A 15052-nucleotide genomic window follows, 5' to 3' on the forward strand; every position below is an offset into this window, starting at 1 on the left:
TTATAAAGGTCCGAGGACGACGGTGATCATGGTCAATACACAGACGTACAAGGCGCAATCAAACAATGCTTCGTGCCAGATCCAGCGGCCCACCGGCGTCAGGCGCAAAAGCATGCGCAAGGCTCCAGTGACGAGCAGCGCCAGCAGCACATAAATCAGAAACGGACTGAGCAGCACGCCACCCACCGACCACTCACGCAAGCCCATGGCTTTGCTCCTGTTGACGGCACCAGGCGCGCCAGCTGCTTTGCAATTGCAGCACCGCGCCTTGGGCCAGTTTCACTGCATCGCTGGGAGGCAACGCGTACAAAGTCTTCAAGAACTCTTCGCTCGGCTGCGCCAACGCCTCGGCGCGACTGCCGGCCGGGCCTTGTTCGAGGATTTTTTCCAGCTGTTCGAGATAACGCCGCTGAGGCGCACTGACCGGCGCCTGCGCCACCGCCAGACTCAAACGCAAATGCAGCAATTCGTCGCCGATGTCCAGGCCGAGCAGGCCATCGTCCCAGCGACTGCGCGCCGGTTCCGGCAACTCGGGATAGTGCCGCGCCAATTGCAGCAAGCGGTCAGCCATGCGCCCGCCAAACCAGCTTTCGGCACCGCGCAGATTGCGCCGGGTCAGGCGCACCAGATCGTCGAGGGTGGCCGCCAGCAAACGTCGGCCATGCCACGTCGGGTTGCGCAGGATCAACAAATGGAACGCCAGCACGGCGGCGCCAACACCCACCAGCATGGCCTGAGCGCTGTTGAAAAAGGTGGCGACGTCAAACTTCATCGTGTTGAGCGGCGATACCAACACAATGAAGTGCAGACAAAACGAGGTGGCCGTGGCGCCGATCTGCGGTTTGGCCATGCCCAATGCACCGAGAAACAACGGCACGCCCATGCCCACGCACAGCAACGCAAATCCACTCCATTGCGGCAGCAGAATCTGCCCGACGAAAAACGCCGCGGGAATCGCCAACAGGATCCCGCGCAGGAAACTCATGCCGATTTGCGCACCGTTCTCGCGGCTGGCGAACAGACTGCAAACCACACACGTCAACACCAGCGCACCCGAAGCGGCAGGCCAGGCCGTCGCCAGCCAAAAGCACGAGAGCACCAGAAAGGCCAGCGCGCTTCGGGTACCGAAAATCAACGCCAATGACAGGTCGCGGTGCGGTGTCAGGGTTCTTGGTGGATCCACCGTTTCCTTGCCCTCCTCCACCGCTTTCAACGCTGCAGTCGCTGCCATGGCGGTATCGATCAGCAAGGTGAAACGGACCAGGCAGTAGCTCTGCGCGGAGCTGATGTGCAGATCGTGGGATGCATCGAGCAATCTCGGTCGCAAAACCTGGAGAGTGGCGGTATTGGAGCCAGCGAGTGCCTCTTGAACCTCGGCCATCCAGGGCAACAGTTGCTCGGCTTCCTGGGGTTCCAGTTGCTTCCACTGGCGGCGCACCGAACGGGCGATGCGCAGCAGCATCAACAGCTTTTGGCTCAAGCCGCTGATTGCGCGGGCTCGTTGCCGTCCCAGGTCACCTTCGAACCAGGCATGCTCGCGTTGGGCATCGACGGCGACGATTCTCCCGAGGATTTCCAGCAAGCCTTTTCGCGCCTGACCATCACCGGCCAGGGTCGCACGCGCGGCGTTCATACCGCTTTGCCACGCTTCCCGCGCCTGATCCGCCAGTTGCCGCTCGACCCGCATCGGCCAGAGCAACGCACTGGCGGCGGTGGCGCAAAGGATGCCCAGGCAGATTTCCGTGCAGCGAGCCACGGCTTGATCGAACACCGTCAGCGGATGGGTAATGGCCGGCAGCGCGATGATCGCCACCGTGTAACCGGCCAGCACGAACGAATAGGACCAGGCGCTGCGCAGCAAGGTCGAACTCGCCGTACACAGTCCCAGCCATAACGCCAACGCCAACAAAAACAGCCAAGGCGTCTGGGCAAACAACCCCATGAATACCACGGACATGATCGTCCCGACCAACGTCCCCAGCAACCGCGCCAAGCCCTTCTGCACCACCATCCCGGACAAGGGCTGGGCGACGATGAACGCCGTCATCAACGCCCAGGCCGGTTGTTCCAGGCCCCAGCGTAATGCCAGCCACAGCGCCAGGCCGCCACCGATCAAGGTCTTGATTGCGAACTGTAAAGCGCGGCGGTCAGGCGCAAACAAAGCTTGCAGGGTGATTGGCACGTAATGGACTCTTGGAAAGACGATTTAACGATAGTCGGGATCGGTTCAGTCACTTGATAAACAAATTATTAGCTAGCTAACTAACATCCGTCCAGTGCTAATTCCCGGACAAAAAAAACGCCAGACTGGCTGGCGTTTTTGACAGACAAACAACGCTTACGAGCGTGCGCGAGCCTGGTTACGCAGGGCTTTTACCTGATCGTGATTGCGTTGCACGCCGTGGTACTGACGTTCAACCAGGTCACGAATGCCCACCAGGTTGTATTTGTTGATTTTTTCGATGGCTTCTTTGTAAGCCTTCAGTGCATGGTCTTCACCGCGTTCGGCTTCGTTCAGCACGGCTTCTTCATCCTTGCCGGTGAACATCGCTTTCACGTCGACCCAGCGACGGTGCATGTCACCGCTGACACTGGTAGAGGTTTCCGGATCGCCGCCTAGTGAACGGACCTGCGCTTGCAGTTCGGAAGCCGCAGTGGCGCAGTCGGCGGAACGCTGCATGAACACGGATTTCAGTTCTGGGTGTTTGATGTCTTCAGCGCAAGTCTTGAACCCTTCCTGACCGTCTTTGCTGGTTTCAATCAGGTCGTTGAGTACAGAGATGGCTTCTTTATTCATGTCGGTCATTTTCAGTTCCTCGCGGGTTGATGAGAGATGCAATAGGTATTGCACCCTGCATGCCAGCTTTGAACTGACTACTTACTACTTATATTTCAATTACTTATCGTTTAACGCGAAATCTGCATCCGCTTTTTTTGCATGATCTGTCATTTGGCCTGCATGCAGAATGCCTGTATTTTCCAGACTGTTTGAATCAAGACGACTGATTGATGAACCCTGAAAAACTCGAACTGTTGATTACCCGTGAAATGCCCTTCGGCAAATACAAGGGCCGGATCATTGCCGACCTCCCCGGCCAATACCTGAACTGGTTCGCCCGGGAAGGTTTCCCCCATGGCGAACTCGGCGGCTTGTTGGCCTTGATGCAGGAAATCGATCACAACGGCCTGTCCGAGCTGCTCGAACCGCTGCGCGCCAAACATGGCAAACCCGCCCCTCGCCACTGACCTGACACCCAGACCTGGCCCCTGATTGAGTAGCCCATGCCCGATAACACCCGCCGCGCCCGTGATGAAGCCTTCTGGCGAATCTTTGCCGACCGATACGCGGTTGAACCCGGCCCGGTCAACCTCGAAAACGGGTACTTCGGGCGCATGTCGCGCACCGTGGTCGAGGAGTATCAACGCAATATCGAACTGATCAACCGCAGCAACTCGGTGCATGTGCGACAACGCTTCGAACTGGGCGAAAGCCTGGAGATTCGCAAACAACTCGCCGAGCTGATGGGCGTACCCGCCGACACAGTCGCCCTCACCCGCAACGCTTCGGACGGTCTGCAATCGCTGATCCGCAACTACAACCGTCTGACGCCGGGCGATCAGGTGCTGATCTGTGATCTGGAATACGACACGGTCAAAGGCGCCATGCGTTGGCTGGCACGTCATCGCGGTGTCGAGGTGGTCGAGATCGAACACTCGCACCCCGCCAGTTTCGACAGTTTGCTGGCCACTTACCGCGAAGCCTTCGTGCGTTATCCGCGATTAAAACTGATGGCCCTGACCCACGTCACCCATCGCACCGGACTGGTGATGCCGGTGCAGGCCATTGCCGCAGCCGCCAGGGAACATGGGATCGACGTGATCCTCGACGGCGCCCATGCGCTCGGCCAGTTCGAGTTCAATCTCGATAAACTGGGCATCGCCTTTGCTGGCTACAACCTGCACAAATGGATCGGTGCACCGCTGACTCTGGGCTTTATTTACATCGCCCCCGAGCGCCTGGCCGACATCGACCCGGACATGGGCGAGATGCATTTCCCGGTCACCGACATTCGCGCCCGCACGCCGTACAGCACGCCCAATATCCCGGCGCTGCTGACCCTGCCGCTGGTGTTCGAGGAACATCGGGCCATGGGCGGTTCCGCCGCCAAGGGCGCTCGACTCAATTACCTGCGCAACCGCTGGGTGCGCGCGGTACGCGAGTTGCCGGGAATCGAAGTCATGACCCCGGACGACCCGCGCCTGTATTGCGGCATCACCTCGATGCGTTTTACCCGGCATGCCGATCAACAGGTGATGGTCGAGCGACTGCTCAAGGACTACAACCTGTTTACAGTGGCGCGCAGTGGTGCTGCGAGTGGTCCGTGCATTCGCATAACCCCGGGGCTTACCACCACGGGTGCAGACATGGATCTACTGGCCCGGGCGTTGACCGAACTGCGCTGACGTCACACGGTGTGTTTGTCGAAGTCCTCGGGCTTGATCTGCGTCGATACCGCGAATGTGTCGATGCCGATGGTCGTGTGCCCGAAGTAGCCGTCTTTATTCGAGTCTCGACTCAGGGTGTGAACGTTCAAGGTCGAAGCTTCGCCGCCCATGTTTTCATAGAAAAAGTCTTGATCGTTGGTCAGCGGCGAAACGGCTCGACCGCGGTACTCCCTGGCGTTGAGTACCGAGCGCGAGGCCACCTCGGGAAAGTAGAGCTGACCGACCCAGGCAACATGCCGCTCTTCCAGGTAGTTGTTGCCTTCCATAATGCGTACCACGACGTGAATGTGCAGGGCACGGCCGGCGTAGAATCCCGGATAGATCGTGGTAAACCGCACGATGCCGTTATTGTCCGTAAATTGCCCGCCTCGCAGGTAAGTGTCGTCGTCAGTGCGCGGGATCGAACCGATGTCATCAACGTCGACTTCCTTGTCCGGATTGACCTTGCTCCAACCGGAATACGCACCGCGCGCGTTGCAGTGCCAGATATCCACTAACGCGTCAGTCACCGGTTGACCGGTCATGGCATCGACGATCGTCAGCCTCAGCACCAAGGGGATGCCATCCATGCCTTCGCTGATGTTTTTTCTGATCAATTTCGGATTTCGAAAATAAGGACCGGCGATCTGTTCGGGTGAAAGCAGATACACCGCTGATGCGGGTGAAACCGGAGTGTTGTCGTCCATGACGTTCTCTCTTCCATAAGAAGAACGCAGGTTAACGCTGGACGAGCAGCGAGATGCGGTAACTATGTATCGCATCGTTTCTGTAGGAGCATGGCTTGCCCGCGATGGCGACGATGCGGTTTAACAGATACTCCGCGTCATCGTTCATCGCGGGCAAGCCATGCTCCTACAGTTTTTTGCAGGCAAAAAAAACGGTGCACCGACCAAGCGCACCGTAAAGCCGTAGAACACACAACGAAGTGTTTGGTAAAAGCCGATCAGTCCAGCAGCGCCAATGCCTCGGCGGTGCATTCCTGAATGCGGGCCCAGTCGCCGTTCTTGATCCACTCGGGATCAAGCATCCAGCTACCGCCCACGCACATCACGTTTTTCAACGCCATGTAGCTCTTGATGTTGGCCGGGCTGACGCCGCCAGTCGGGCAGAATTTCACTTCGCCGAACGGGCCGCCGAGGGCTTTGATAGCCGCGACGCCGCCGCTGACTTCCGCCGGGAACAGCTTGAAGCGGCGATATCCCAGGCCATAGCCTTCCATGATGCCGGAGGCGTTGCTGATGCCTGGCAACAGCGGAATCGGGCTGTTGACGCTGGCTTCGAGCAGGTCACGGGTGATGCCCGGCGTGACGATGAACTGCGAACCGGCCGCTTCGGCAGCCGCCAGCATGTTGCGATCCAGCACAGTACCGGCACCGGTCACCAGTTCCGGGCGTTGCTCGCGCAGAATCTGGATAGCCTTGAGGCCGAACTGTGAACGCAAGGTCACTTCCAGGGCGGTCAGGCCACCGGCCGCGAGGGCGTCGGCCAGCGGCAGGATGTCCTGCTCGCGAGCGATGGTGATCACCGGCAAGATCCGCGCCTTCGCGCAGAGGCTGTCGATCAGGGCAACTTTGTCCGCCATGGAAACGGTCGGGGATGGGGTTGTCATAGCGGCTGTTCCTTGGCTCATGGGCACCAGTAAATCTCTAACGTAGGTTGCAGAAACGCGCGAATCGGCATGGCGGCGACATCGTCACCGGCCAATGCGGCACTCAGAGTGGTCAGTTTGGACTGACCGGAAATCGACAGAACGGTGGTTTTGGCCGAGGCCAGCAGCGCGCGGCTCATGGTCAGGCGCTGATGCGGCACGGTCGGCGCCAGCATCGGGTAGCAGCGACGTGTGCCGTCGGCTTTCAAGGCATCGCTCAGGTTCGGGCTGTTGGGGAACAGCGAGGCGGTGTGACCGTCGTCGCCCATGCCGAGTATCAGCACGTCGATTGGCGGCAATTCCGCGAGCAAGCGATCGGCCTGTTCGGCCGCCAGCTCAAGGTTGGCAGTCGCGCTGTACAGACTCAGGAACTGAGCCTTGGCCGCCGGGCCTTGCAACAGGTAACGCTTGAGCAGACCGGCATTGCTGTCAGCGTGTTCAACCGGTACCCAGCGCTCGTCGGCCAGGGTGACGACAACCTTGGACCAGTCCAAGGTCTGCTTGGCGAGGTGCTGGAAAAACGCCACCGGGCTGCGTCCACCGGAAACCACCAAGGTCGCGGTGCCGCGCGCGTCGATCGCGTCACTCAGTTGCTTGGCCACATTCAGCGCCAAGCCTTCGGCCAGCAGCACCGGGCTTTTGAACGCATGGGCGCTGACGCCCTGTGGCAGTTTCAATTCAGATATCGCCATACCACGACCTCCCATCCCGCGTGATCAATGCAATGGAGCTCATCGGCCCCCACGACCCGGCCGCGTACGGCTTGGGCGCATCACCGGATTTTTTCCACCCGGCGATCAACTGGTCACACCACTTCCACGCGGCTTCGATTTCATCTTTACGGACAAACAGGTTCTGATTGCCGCGCATCACTTCCAGCAACAACCGCTCGTAGGCATCGGGGATCCGTGCGCTGCGATAAGTGTCGGAAAAATTCAGCTGCAACGGACCGCTGCGCAGCTGCATGCCCTTGTCCAGGCCTTGTTCTTTGGTCATCACGCGCAAGGAAATGCCTTCGTCCGGTTGCAGGCGGATAATCAGCTTGTTGCTGATCTGCAAGCGCTGCTCGGGAGCGAAGATGTAGTGGGACGGTTCCTTGAAGTGGATGACGATCTGCGACAGCTTCTGCGGCATGCGCTTGCCGGTACGCAGGTAAAACGGCACGCCGGCCCAACGCCAGTTGCGGATATCGGCACGCAGCGCAACGAAGGTTTCGGTGTCGCTCTGGGTGTTGGAGTTCGGCTCTTCCAGGTAACCGGGAACCGATTTGCCTTCGCTGTAACCGGCGATGTACTGACCGCGCACCACCTGAGTGGTCAGGCCTTCCGGGCTGATCGGTGCCAGTGCCTTGAGCACTTTGACTTTCTCGTCACGGATGCTGTCGGCGGACAGGTCGGCCGGCGGGTCCATGGCGATCAGGCAGAGCAGTTGCAGCAGGTGATTCTGGATCATGTCCCGCAGCTGGCCGGCCTTGTCGAAGTAACCCCAGCGACCTTCGATCCCGACTTTCTCGGCCACGGTGATTTCCACGTGGGAGATATAATTCTGGTTCCACTGGGTTTCGAACAGGCTGTTGGCGAAACGCAGGGCGATCAGGTTCTGGACGGTTTCTTTGCCCAGATAGTGATCGATGCGGTAGGTGCGGTTCTCCGGGAAGAACTGCGCCACGGCGTCGTTCACCTTGCGCGAGGATTCGAGGTCCGAACCGATGGGTTTTTCCAGCACCACGCGGGTGTTTTCGGTCAGGCCGACCTTCGACAGGTTCTCGCAGATCGCGCCGTAAACGGCGGCCGGTGTCGCGAAGTAGGCAATCACCCGCTGGGCGCTGCCGGCCAATTCGGCCAGGGCGACGTAATCGTCAGCCTTGAGGAAGTCGACGTGCAGGTAACTCAGGCGGGCCAGGAAGCGTTCGACCACGGCTTCGTCCAGCTCTTTGGCGACGACGTAGCGGCGCAGCTCGGAGGCGATGAACGCCAAATGCTGCTGCTCGCTGCCAGGCTCACGGGCCAGCGCGATAATTCGCGTGTCCTCGTGCAAGAGGCCTGCGCCATCGAGCTGATAAAGGGCAGGAAACAGCTTGCGCAGGGCCAGATCGCCGAGGGCGCCGAACAAGGCAAAGGTGCACGGTTCAACCGTAATCGAAGGCATGATGTTTGTTCTTTTATCAAGTTAAGCTACAAATACCTTTTTTCAAGGCATCACTCAAGGGAAAATGTAGTAATAACCACAACATTTTCGCAAAAAACAGATTCCGAGTGGTGGACGGTCGGAGCCATCAGTAGGATAGGCCACCGCTTGGGGCCGCATCAAAGGCCCAATTTGCATAGCAACACGCTTGTTTGCATCGCAGAGCACTCTTGTAGGCGAACCAAGGAAACCATATGGACCGCGTGCGAAATTTACTGGAACAGATCCAGAATCGCCTCGAAGACCTGAACAAGGCAGAACGCAAAGTCGCCGAAGTGATCCTGCTCAACCCACAGCAGGCCACCCGGTTCAGCATCGCGGCACTCGCCCAGGCCTCAAAGGTCAGCGAGCCGACGGTCAACCGTTTCTGCCGCTCGTTCGGCGTCAGCGGCTACCCGGAACTCAAGCTTCAATTGGCCCAGAGCCTGGCCAGCGGCGCGGCGTATGTCAGTCGTGCGGTCGAGGCTGACGACAATCCGGAAGCGTATACCAAAAAGATTTTCGGCAGCGCCATCGCCTCTTTGGACAGCGCGTTGCAGGCGCTTGACCCGAACCTGATCAGCCGCGCCGTCGACTTGCTGATCCAGGCCCGGCAGATCCACTTCTTCGGCCTCGGCGCCTCGGCCCCGGTGGCGCTGGATGCGCAGCACAAGTTCTTCCGCTTCAACCTGGCGGTCACCGCCCATGCCGACGTGCTGATGCAGCGCATGATTGCGTCGGTGGCGCACACCGGCGAGTTATTCGTGATCATTTCCTACACCGGCCGTACCCGCGAACTGGTGGAAGTGGCGCGTATTGCCCGGGAAAACGGTGCTTCGGTACTGGGCCTGACGGCCGAGGGTTCGCCACTGGCCAAGGCCAGCACGTTGAGCCTGAACATTCCGCTGCCGGAAGACACCGACATCTATATGCCGATGACGTCGCGGATCATTCAGCTGACCGTGCTGGACGTGCTCGCTACCGGCATGACCTTGCGCCGAGGCGTGGATTTCCAGCCGCATTTGCGCAAGATCAAGGAAAGCCTGAATGCCAGTCGGTATCCGATTGGGGATGAGTTCAACTAGGTCGACAGCACTATTGGCTGTTCCGCCGCCATCGCGAGCAGGCTCGCTCCCACATTTGGAATGCATACCCCTGTGGGAGCGAGCCTGCTCGCGATGGCGGCAGCCGCAGCACTGCTAAATCCAGGTTTAGATCCCCACCCGCGCCTGCAAGCTCAAATGCGCCCTCTCCCCCGGCGCCAGGCTCAGGCTATCGTTCCCGCCACTCGCGGCTTCCACACACACAAACTCCGATATCTCGTTCCAGCTCACCCCCAGCAACGGCCGTGAGCCCGGATGCCAGACCACCGTGTCCGCGTGGTCACCGGTATCGATGCACAACTCGCGCTGCCAGGCGTGGTCCTTGATCTGTAATTCGCCGTCATGCTGGAACACCCGCTGACAGCCACCCTCTACCCGCAATTCGCCTTCCTGATGACAAATCTGCCGGTTCAACTGGTCGTAACCCTGCGCCCCGTCGAGCCCAGACAGCGCTATCTCACCGACGTCGCCAATACGCCAATACGCATGCAATGCCTGACTCAATTGGCACGGCAGGCTGTCCTGATGCTCGGTGCTCAGGCGTAAATCCATGCGTTCGCCCAAGTGCGCGCGCAAGTCCACTTGCCAGTCGCACAACTGGAGTTGCCAGTGCAAGCGCACGCCATCGTCGTCACTGCTGCTGTCCAGCAGCTTCCAGTCGATCAGCCGTGCCCAGCCATGGGACGGCCACGCGTTTTCGCTCGGATGACGGCCATACCACGGCCAGCACACCGGAACGCCGCCACGAATCGCGCCGACCTGCGGCCACTTCGCCGCGCACCAGAGCCAGGGTTTCTGACCCTTTGGCTGAAAGTGCAGCAACTGCGCACCCTGCCGACTGAACACCGCCTGACACAGCGGATGGTCGATCACCAGCACGTCGCGCTTCTGATAGCGCTCCCACGCAAACACCGGACGCTCGCGCAAGGATTTGAAGAAGCGTTGTAGCGGATGCTCATGCATGTGCCACGGTCCTGAAAATCAACTGTCACCCGGGGTGCGCCGCCCCCCAAAAAAAAGCGGACAGCCTGGGCTGTCCGCAAAAATGCGCACATAGAGAGGAGCTTATCGCAACAACGTTAGAACACCGACTGAATTTTCAGGCCAGCGACCAGTGCGTTGTCGACTTCATCAACACCACCCGGGTGAGTGATGTATTGCAGGTTAGGACGCACGGTCAGCCAGTTGGTAACGTGGAAGCCGTAGTTGATCTCGTAGTTGTACTCGGTGCTACGAAGCGGCGAGAACAGTGGATCCTCGTACTCGGTGACACCATTGGAGGCGTTGACCAGCTCGGCGTTTTTCTTCACGTCATCGTTGACATGGATACGGGCGAAACCGATGCCCATGTCATCTTTTGGACGTGCATCGAACGGGCCCTTGTACACAAACATCAGCGACTGGTAGTTGTCGACGAAGTTGGTGTCCTTGTCGTGGAAAGTGGCGTTGGCTGCGATGTTCAGACCGCGGGACGCGTCACCGTTATGGGTGGTGAGTTGCTGCTGCGCCACAAACCAGTAACCGTGCTTGCTATCGTGGCTGCGATAGGCGTTACCGCTGGTTGCAGCATCATTGCCGTCGGCATCCTTGCGGACGTCATCGGCGTTGGCCGTGCTTTTGTAGTAACCGACACGGTATTCGCCCGGCAGGTTGCCAGGGTTCGGCAACCAGACCAGTTCGACTGGCAAGACCGTACCCTTGGTACCACTGCCGCTGAGCTTGAAGCCGTTACCGTGCTCCAGTTGCGACGGGTTCTGGTTGTACGCACCGATCTGCGCATAGAACTCAGGCGAGATGTTGTACTTCACGCGGACCGCAGCCTGCATGACCGGCCAGTTGTACCAGATGTTGGTGGCCCAGTTACCCGCTTGGGAACCGCAGAACGCCAGGTTCTGGAACTCGCACGGGAAGGTGTTGAAGTCCTCGCCTTCGCCGAAGTAACCGGCCTTGACGTCCAGTTTGCCGTCGAGGAACTGGTGCTTGATCCACAATTGGGTCAGACGGACCATATGGCCACGACCGTAGACTTCCTGGGACGAACTCAAAGTGCCGGCACGCGGGTCGCCGACACGGTCATTGGAGATGTTCTCACCGTTACGGTTGGTGAGCTGGATCTTGGCCTGGGTGTTATCCCAACCCCACAGTTTTTGCAGGTCCAGCGCCACGCCCAGACCAAACTGGTCGGCGTAACGCGCAGTCTTGTCATCATTAAACCCGCCGTGGAGGTTGGCGCCCACTTCACCGACGTAGTCCATCTTGATGTCGATACCCTGCTCGATCAGCCTGGTCCGCTCGCCACCCCAATCACCGGTCATCCATTCGGAATCGGCGCTGAACGCGTCAGCCGCGTGCACGCTACCGGCCAGCATCATTGCCGCAACGGCTGACAACTGACAGATAAGCTGAGCGTTGTTGTTCTTCTTCATCCCTACATCCTCGTTTTATTGTTATTAACTGTTTTTATTTAACGCGGTGACATCCCCTACGGAAGCGAGCTTTGTGGCGAGGGGATTTATCCCCGTTGGGGTACGAAGTACCCCCAAAGAATGGGACTGCTGCGCAGTCCAACGGGGCGGTGCGACGTTTCGCTAAATCCCCTCGCCACAAAAGCCCGCTCCCACACTTTGTTCTTCAGCGGCCTTTGAACTGAGCTACGTTGGCACTGTGAGTCTCGGTTTTAGACTGACCGGCCACCCCCAGGCGCTCACCGGTCTTGGCATCGAACAACAGCACTTTCGATGGATCGAATTGCAGGGTCAGGGTCTCGCCCACGGCCGGTGCAACGTCCGGCGCCAGACGGCAGCAAACTTTGGTTTCGTTGAGATTGACGAACACCAGGGTGTCGGGACCGGTCGGTTCGGTGACCTGGACTTCGGCGCGAATGATCGGCAAACCGTTCGGCTCGCTGCCCGCCAAAACGATCTGCTCCGGGCGCATGCCGAGGATCACTTCGCGGTCTTCAAGACCGGCGTCCTGCATGCCCAATGGCAATTCGCAGCGCGCCTGGCCACTATCAAGCAGCGCCACCAGACGACCGTCCTTGCGCTGCAAACGCAGGGGGATGAAGTTCATCGGCGGCGAACCGATGAAGCTCGCGACGAACAGGTTGGCCGGGTTGTTGTAGATGTCTTTCGGCGTGCCGAATTGCTGAATGATCCCGTCCTTCATCACCGCCACTTTGTCGCCCAGGGTCATGGCTTCGATCTGGTCGTGAGTCACGTAGACCGTGGTGGTTTTCAGGCGCTGGTGCATCAGTTTCATTTCGGTGCGCATCTCGACGCGCAGCTTGGCGTCGAGGTTGGACAGCGGCTCGTCGAACAGGTAAATCTTCGGCCGCCGCGCCAGGGCACGGCCCATCGCCACGCGCTGTTGCTGACCACCGGAGAGCTGGCCGGGTTTGCGGCTGAGCAAATGTTCGATCTGCAACAGCTTGGCCACGCGAGCGACTTCTTCGTCGATTTCGGCGGCCGGCATTTTGCGAATCTTCAGGCCGAATGCGATGTTGTCGCGCACGCTCATCGTCGGGTACAGCGCGTAGGACTGGAACACCATGGCGATGTCGCGATCTTTCGGGCTCATGCCGCTGATGTCGGCGTCGTCCACCAGGATGGCGCCGCCACTGATGTTTTCCAGACCGGCGATGCAGTTCATCAGCGTGGATTTACCGCAGCCCGAAGGACCGACCAAGATCAGGAACTCACCGTCATCGATCTTCAGTTCGATGTTTTTCAGGGTGTCCGGCAAACCGGCGCCGTAGGTCTTGTTGACGTTGCGTAATTCGAGAGTTGCCATTGTTCTACCCCTTGACCGCGCCGGACGTCAGCCCACGCAGGAAATACTTGCCAGCGAATATGTAGACCAGCAGTGTCGGCAGCCCGGCGATCATCGCGGCGGCCATATCAACGTTGTATTCCTTGGCCCCGGTGCTGGTGTTGACCAGGTTGTTCAGGGCCACGGTAATCGGCTGGGCATCGCCACTGGCGAAGACCACGCCGAACAGGAAGTCATTCCAGATCTGGGTGAACTGCCAGATCAGGCAGACCATCACGATCGGGATCGACATCGGCAGCAGGATCTTCCAGAAAATCGTGAAGAAGCCCGCGCCATCAAGCCGTGCAGCCTTGACCAGCGCATCCGGAATGCTCACGTAGTAGTTGCGGAAGAACAGCGTGGTGAACGCCAGGCCGTAGACCACGTGCACCAGCACCAAACCAGTGGTGGTGTTGGCCAAACCGATCTTGCCGAGAGTGAACGAGGCTGGCAGCAGCACGGTCTGGAACGGCAGAAAGCAGCCGAACAGCAGCAGACCGAAGAACAGCTGCGAACCCCGGAAGCGCCACATCGACAGCACATAGCCGTTCATGGCACCGATGAACGTAGAGATCAGTACCGCCGGCACGGTGATTTTCACCGAGTTCCAGAAGTAGCTGCCGACACTGTCCCAGGCCTTGATCCAGCCGATGCCGTCAATCACTTGCGGCCAGCTCAGCAGGTTGCCGGTGCGGATGTCTTCCGGCGATTTGAAACTGGTCAGCAGCATCACCACCAGCGGGATCAGGTAGATCGCGGCGGCCAGCAACAAAGTTGCGTAGATCGCGATGCGACTGAAACTGATCGCCGGTTTTCCGAGTTGATTACTCATGGCGTTTGCCTCGCAATTCGGAGTACAGGTACGGCACCAGAATCGCCAGGATCGCGCCGAGCATCATCATGGCGCTCGCCGAACCAATGCCCATCTGGCCACGGCTGAAGGTGAAGGAATACATGAACATCGCCGGCAGGTCGGACGAGTAGCCCGGACCGCCAGCGGTCATTGCCGCCACCAGGTCGAAGCTCTTGATCGCGATGTGCGCGAGGATCATGAAGGCGCTGAAGAACACCGGGCGCAGGCTCGGCAATACGATCTTCAGGTAGATGGTCGGCAGGCTCGCACCGTCGACTTGCGCGGCACGGATGATCGATTGATCAACACCGCGAAGGCCGGCCAGGAACATCGCCATCACAAACCCGGAGGCTTGCCATACGGCGGCGATCACCAGGCAATAGACCACGCGATCCTGATCCACCAGCCAGTCGAGACGGAAGCCTTCCCAGCCCCAGTCACGCAGCATTTTGTCCAGGCCCAGACCTGGGTTGAGCAGCCATTTCCACGCGGTACCGGTGACGATCATCGAGAGCGCCATCGGGTACAGGTAAACGGTGCGGATGAAGCCTTCCTTGCGAATGCGCTGATCCAGCAGCACCGCGAGGAACACGCCGAGCACCAGGCTGATGCCGATGAACATGCCGCCGAAGACCGCGAGGTTTTTGCTCGCGACCCACCAGCGATCGTTGTCCATCAGACGGATGTATTGCTGCAGACCGACCCATTTGTAGCTCGGCATGAAGCTGGAATTGGTGAAGGACAGAACGAATGTCCAGAGGATGTAACCGTAAAAACCAACCAGGACGATCAGCATGCTTGGCGCCAAAACCAGTTTGGGGAGCCAGCGCTGCAGTGCGTCGAACGGTGAGGCTTTGCTGAAAACCGCCACAGAGCTCATCGGGATAATCCAGGTGAAGAGAAATGGAATCGGCACGGCGATCCCTTGTAGGAGCCGAGCTTGCTCGCGATAGCGGTGTAACAGAC

The 15052-nt window shown here is 59.2% G+C and carries 15 protein-coding genes; 3 read left to right on the forward strand and 12 right to left on the reverse strand.

From position 1 onward, the window contains the following. From ACYZUA_RS25015 to ACYZUA_RS25025, 3 genes are all read right to left on the reverse strand, one after another. A complete protein-coding gene (locus tag ACYZUA_RS25015; protein ID WP_461961021.1) occupies positions 1-207 on the reverse strand; it encodes a DUF1656 domain-containing protein in 207 nt (68 codons plus the stop codon). After that, positions 194-2182, reverse strand: a complete 1989-nt coding sequence (locus ACYZUA_RS25020) for an FUSC family protein (protein ID WP_461961022.1) — start codon at positions 2180-2182, stop codon at positions 194-196. The genes ACYZUA_RS25015 and ACYZUA_RS25020 overlap by 14 nt, the downstream gene beginning before the upstream one ends. Positions 2183-2338: 156 nt before the next feature. Further along, the gene (locus ACYZUA_RS25025) at positions 2339-2806 is read right to left on the reverse strand and encodes a ferritin-like domain-containing protein (protein WP_461961023.1); all 468 of its coding nucleotides are present in this window, start codon (positions 2804-2806) and stop codon (positions 2339-2341) included. A 203-nt stretch (positions 2807-3009) separates the two neighbouring features. Here ACYZUA_RS25025 and ACYZUA_RS25030 point away from each other — a divergent pair, with 203 nt between their 5' ends. Continuing rightward, the gene (locus tag ACYZUA_RS25030) at positions 3010-3246 is read left to right on the forward strand and encodes a DUF3820 family protein (RefSeq protein ID WP_007949456.1); all 237 of its coding nucleotides are present in this window, start codon (positions 3010-3012) and stop codon (positions 3244-3246) included. Positions 3247-3282: 36 nt separating this feature from the next. Next, positions 3283-4464, forward strand: coding sequence for an aminotransferase class V-fold PLP-dependent enzyme (locus ACYZUA_RS25035; RefSeq protein WP_461961024.1), 1182 nt, complete (start codon positions 3283-3285; stop codon positions 4462-4464). A gap of 2 nt (positions 4465-4466) precedes the next feature. Here ACYZUA_RS25035 and ACYZUA_RS25040 read toward each other — a convergent pair whose 3' ends face one another. The 4 genes from ACYZUA_RS25040 to zwf all read right to left on the reverse strand — a co-directional run bounded on the left by ACYZUA_RS25040 (position 4467) and on the right by zwf (position 8302). Next, on the reverse strand, positions 4467-5192 hold the full coding sequence (locus tag ACYZUA_RS25040) for an intradiol ring-cleavage dioxygenase (RefSeq protein WP_461961025.1): 726 nt from the start codon (positions 5190-5192) through the stop codon (positions 4467-4469). Positions 5193-5449: 257 nt separating this feature from the next. Beyond that, a complete protein-coding gene (locus ACYZUA_RS25045) occupies positions 5450-6115 on the reverse strand; it encodes a bifunctional 4-hydroxy-2-oxoglutarate aldolase/2-dehydro-3-deoxy-phosphogluconate aldolase (protein WP_008151112.1) in 666 nt (221 codons plus the stop codon). 17 nt (positions 6116-6132) lie between these two features. Then, positions 6133-6846, reverse strand: coding sequence for a 6-phosphogluconolactonase (gene pgl / locus ACYZUA_RS25050; RefSeq protein WP_046049489.1), 714 nt, complete (start codon positions 6844-6846; stop codon positions 6133-6135). After that, positions 6833-8302, reverse strand: a complete 1470-nt coding sequence (zwf, locus tag ACYZUA_RS25055) for a glucose-6-phosphate dehydrogenase (protein WP_461961026.1) — start codon at positions 8300-8302, stop codon at positions 6833-6835. The genes pgl and zwf overlap by 14 nt, the downstream gene beginning before the upstream one ends. Positions 8303-8544: 242 nt before the next feature. Here zwf and ACYZUA_RS25060 point away from each other — a divergent pair, with 242 nt between their 5' ends. After that, positions 8545-9405 (forward strand): MurR/RpiR family transcriptional regulator, encoded by an 861-nt coding sequence (locus tag ACYZUA_RS25060; protein ID WP_177318169.1) that lies wholly within the window; start codon positions 8545-8547, stop codon positions 9403-9405. A gap of 126 nt (positions 9406-9531) precedes the next feature. Here ACYZUA_RS25060 and ACYZUA_RS25065 read toward each other — a convergent pair whose 3' ends face one another. The 5 genes from ACYZUA_RS25065 to ACYZUA_RS25085 all read right to left on the reverse strand — a co-directional run bounded on the left by ACYZUA_RS25065 (position 9532) and on the right by ACYZUA_RS25085 (position 14966). Next, the gene (locus tag ACYZUA_RS25065) at positions 9532-10386 is read right to left on the reverse strand and encodes a D-hexose-6-phosphate mutarotase (protein ID WP_461961027.1); all 855 of its coding nucleotides are present in this window, start codon (positions 10384-10386) and stop codon (positions 9532-9534) included. Positions 10387-10502: 116 nt separating this feature from the next. Beyond that, positions 10503-11849 (reverse strand): carbohydrate porin, encoded by a 1347-nt coding sequence (locus tag ACYZUA_RS25070; RefSeq protein WP_461961028.1) that lies wholly within the window; start codon positions 11847-11849, stop codon positions 10503-10505. Positions 11850-12054: 205 nt separating this feature from the next. Continuing rightward, entirely contained in the window at positions 12055-13215 is a 1161-nt protein-coding gene (locus tag ACYZUA_RS25075; RefSeq protein ID WP_461961029.1) for an ABC transporter ATP-binding protein, read from the reverse strand. A 4-nt stretch (positions 13216-13219) separates the two neighbouring features. Further along, positions 13220-14065, reverse strand: coding sequence for a carbohydrate ABC transporter permease (locus ACYZUA_RS25080; protein WP_007902370.1), 846 nt, complete (start codon positions 14063-14065; stop codon positions 13220-13222). Further along, positions 14058-14966 carry a carbohydrate ABC transporter permease gene (locus ACYZUA_RS25085; RefSeq protein ID WP_253550840.1) on the reverse strand — a complete coding sequence of 303 codons (909 nt, stop codon included), beginning with the start codon at positions 14964-14966 and terminating at the stop codon, positions 14058-14060. Before ACYZUA_RS25085 ends, ACYZUA_RS25080 begins: the two co-directional genes overlap by 8 nt. Positions 14967-15052 lie beyond the last annotated feature (86 nt).

Source organism: Pseudomonas sp. LS2P72 (assembly GCF_054897865.1).

Coding starts and splice junctions, on each gene's coding strand:
- ACYZUA_RS25015 (WP_461961021.1), bottom strand. CDS start 207: ATGGGCTTGCGTGAGTGGTCGGTGGGTGGCGTGCTGCTCAGTCCGTTT.
- ACYZUA_RS25025 (WP_461961023.1), bottom strand. CDS start 2,806: ATGACCGACATGAATAAAGAAGCCATCTCTGTACTCAACGACCTGATT.
- ACYZUA_RS25030 (WP_007949456.1), top strand. CDS start 3,010: ATGAACCCTGAAAAACTCGAACTGTTGATTACCCGTGAAATGCCCTTC.
- ACYZUA_RS25035 (WP_461961024.1), top strand. CDS start 3,283: ATGCCCGATAACACCCGCCGCGCCCGTGATGAAGCCTTCTGGCGAATC.
- ACYZUA_RS25040 (WP_461961025.1), bottom strand. CDS start 5,192: ATGGACGACAACACTCCGGTTTCACCCGCATCAGCGGTGTATCTGCTT.
- ACYZUA_RS25045 (WP_008151112.1), bottom strand. CDS start 6,115: ATGACAACCCCATCCCCGACCGTTTCCATGGCGGACAAAGTTGCCCTG.
- pgl (WP_046049489.1), bottom strand. CDS start 6,846: ATGGCGATATCTGAATTGAAACTGCCACAGGGCGTCAGCGCCCATGCG.
- zwf (WP_461961026.1), bottom strand. CDS start 8,302: ATGCCTTCGATTACGGTTGAACCGTGCACCTTTGCCTTGTTCGGCGCC.
- ACYZUA_RS25065 (WP_461961027.1), bottom strand. CDS start 10,386: ATGCATGAGCATCCGCTACAACGCTTCTTCAAATCCTTGCGCGAGCGT.
- ACYZUA_RS25070 (WP_461961028.1), bottom strand. CDS start 11,849: ATGAAGAAGAACAACAACGCTCAGCTTATCTGTCAGTTGTCAGCCGTT.
- ACYZUA_RS25075 (WP_461961029.1), bottom strand. CDS start 13,215: ATGGCAACTCTCGAATTACGCAACGTCAACAAGACCTACGGCGCCGGT.
- ACYZUA_RS25080 (WP_007902370.1), bottom strand. CDS start 14,065: ATGAGTAATCAACTCGGAAAACCGGCGATCAGTTTCAGTCGCATCGCG.
- ACYZUA_RS25085 (WP_253550840.1), bottom strand. CDS start 14,966: ATGAGCTCTGTGGCGGTTTTCAGCAAAGCCTCACCGTTCGACGCACTG.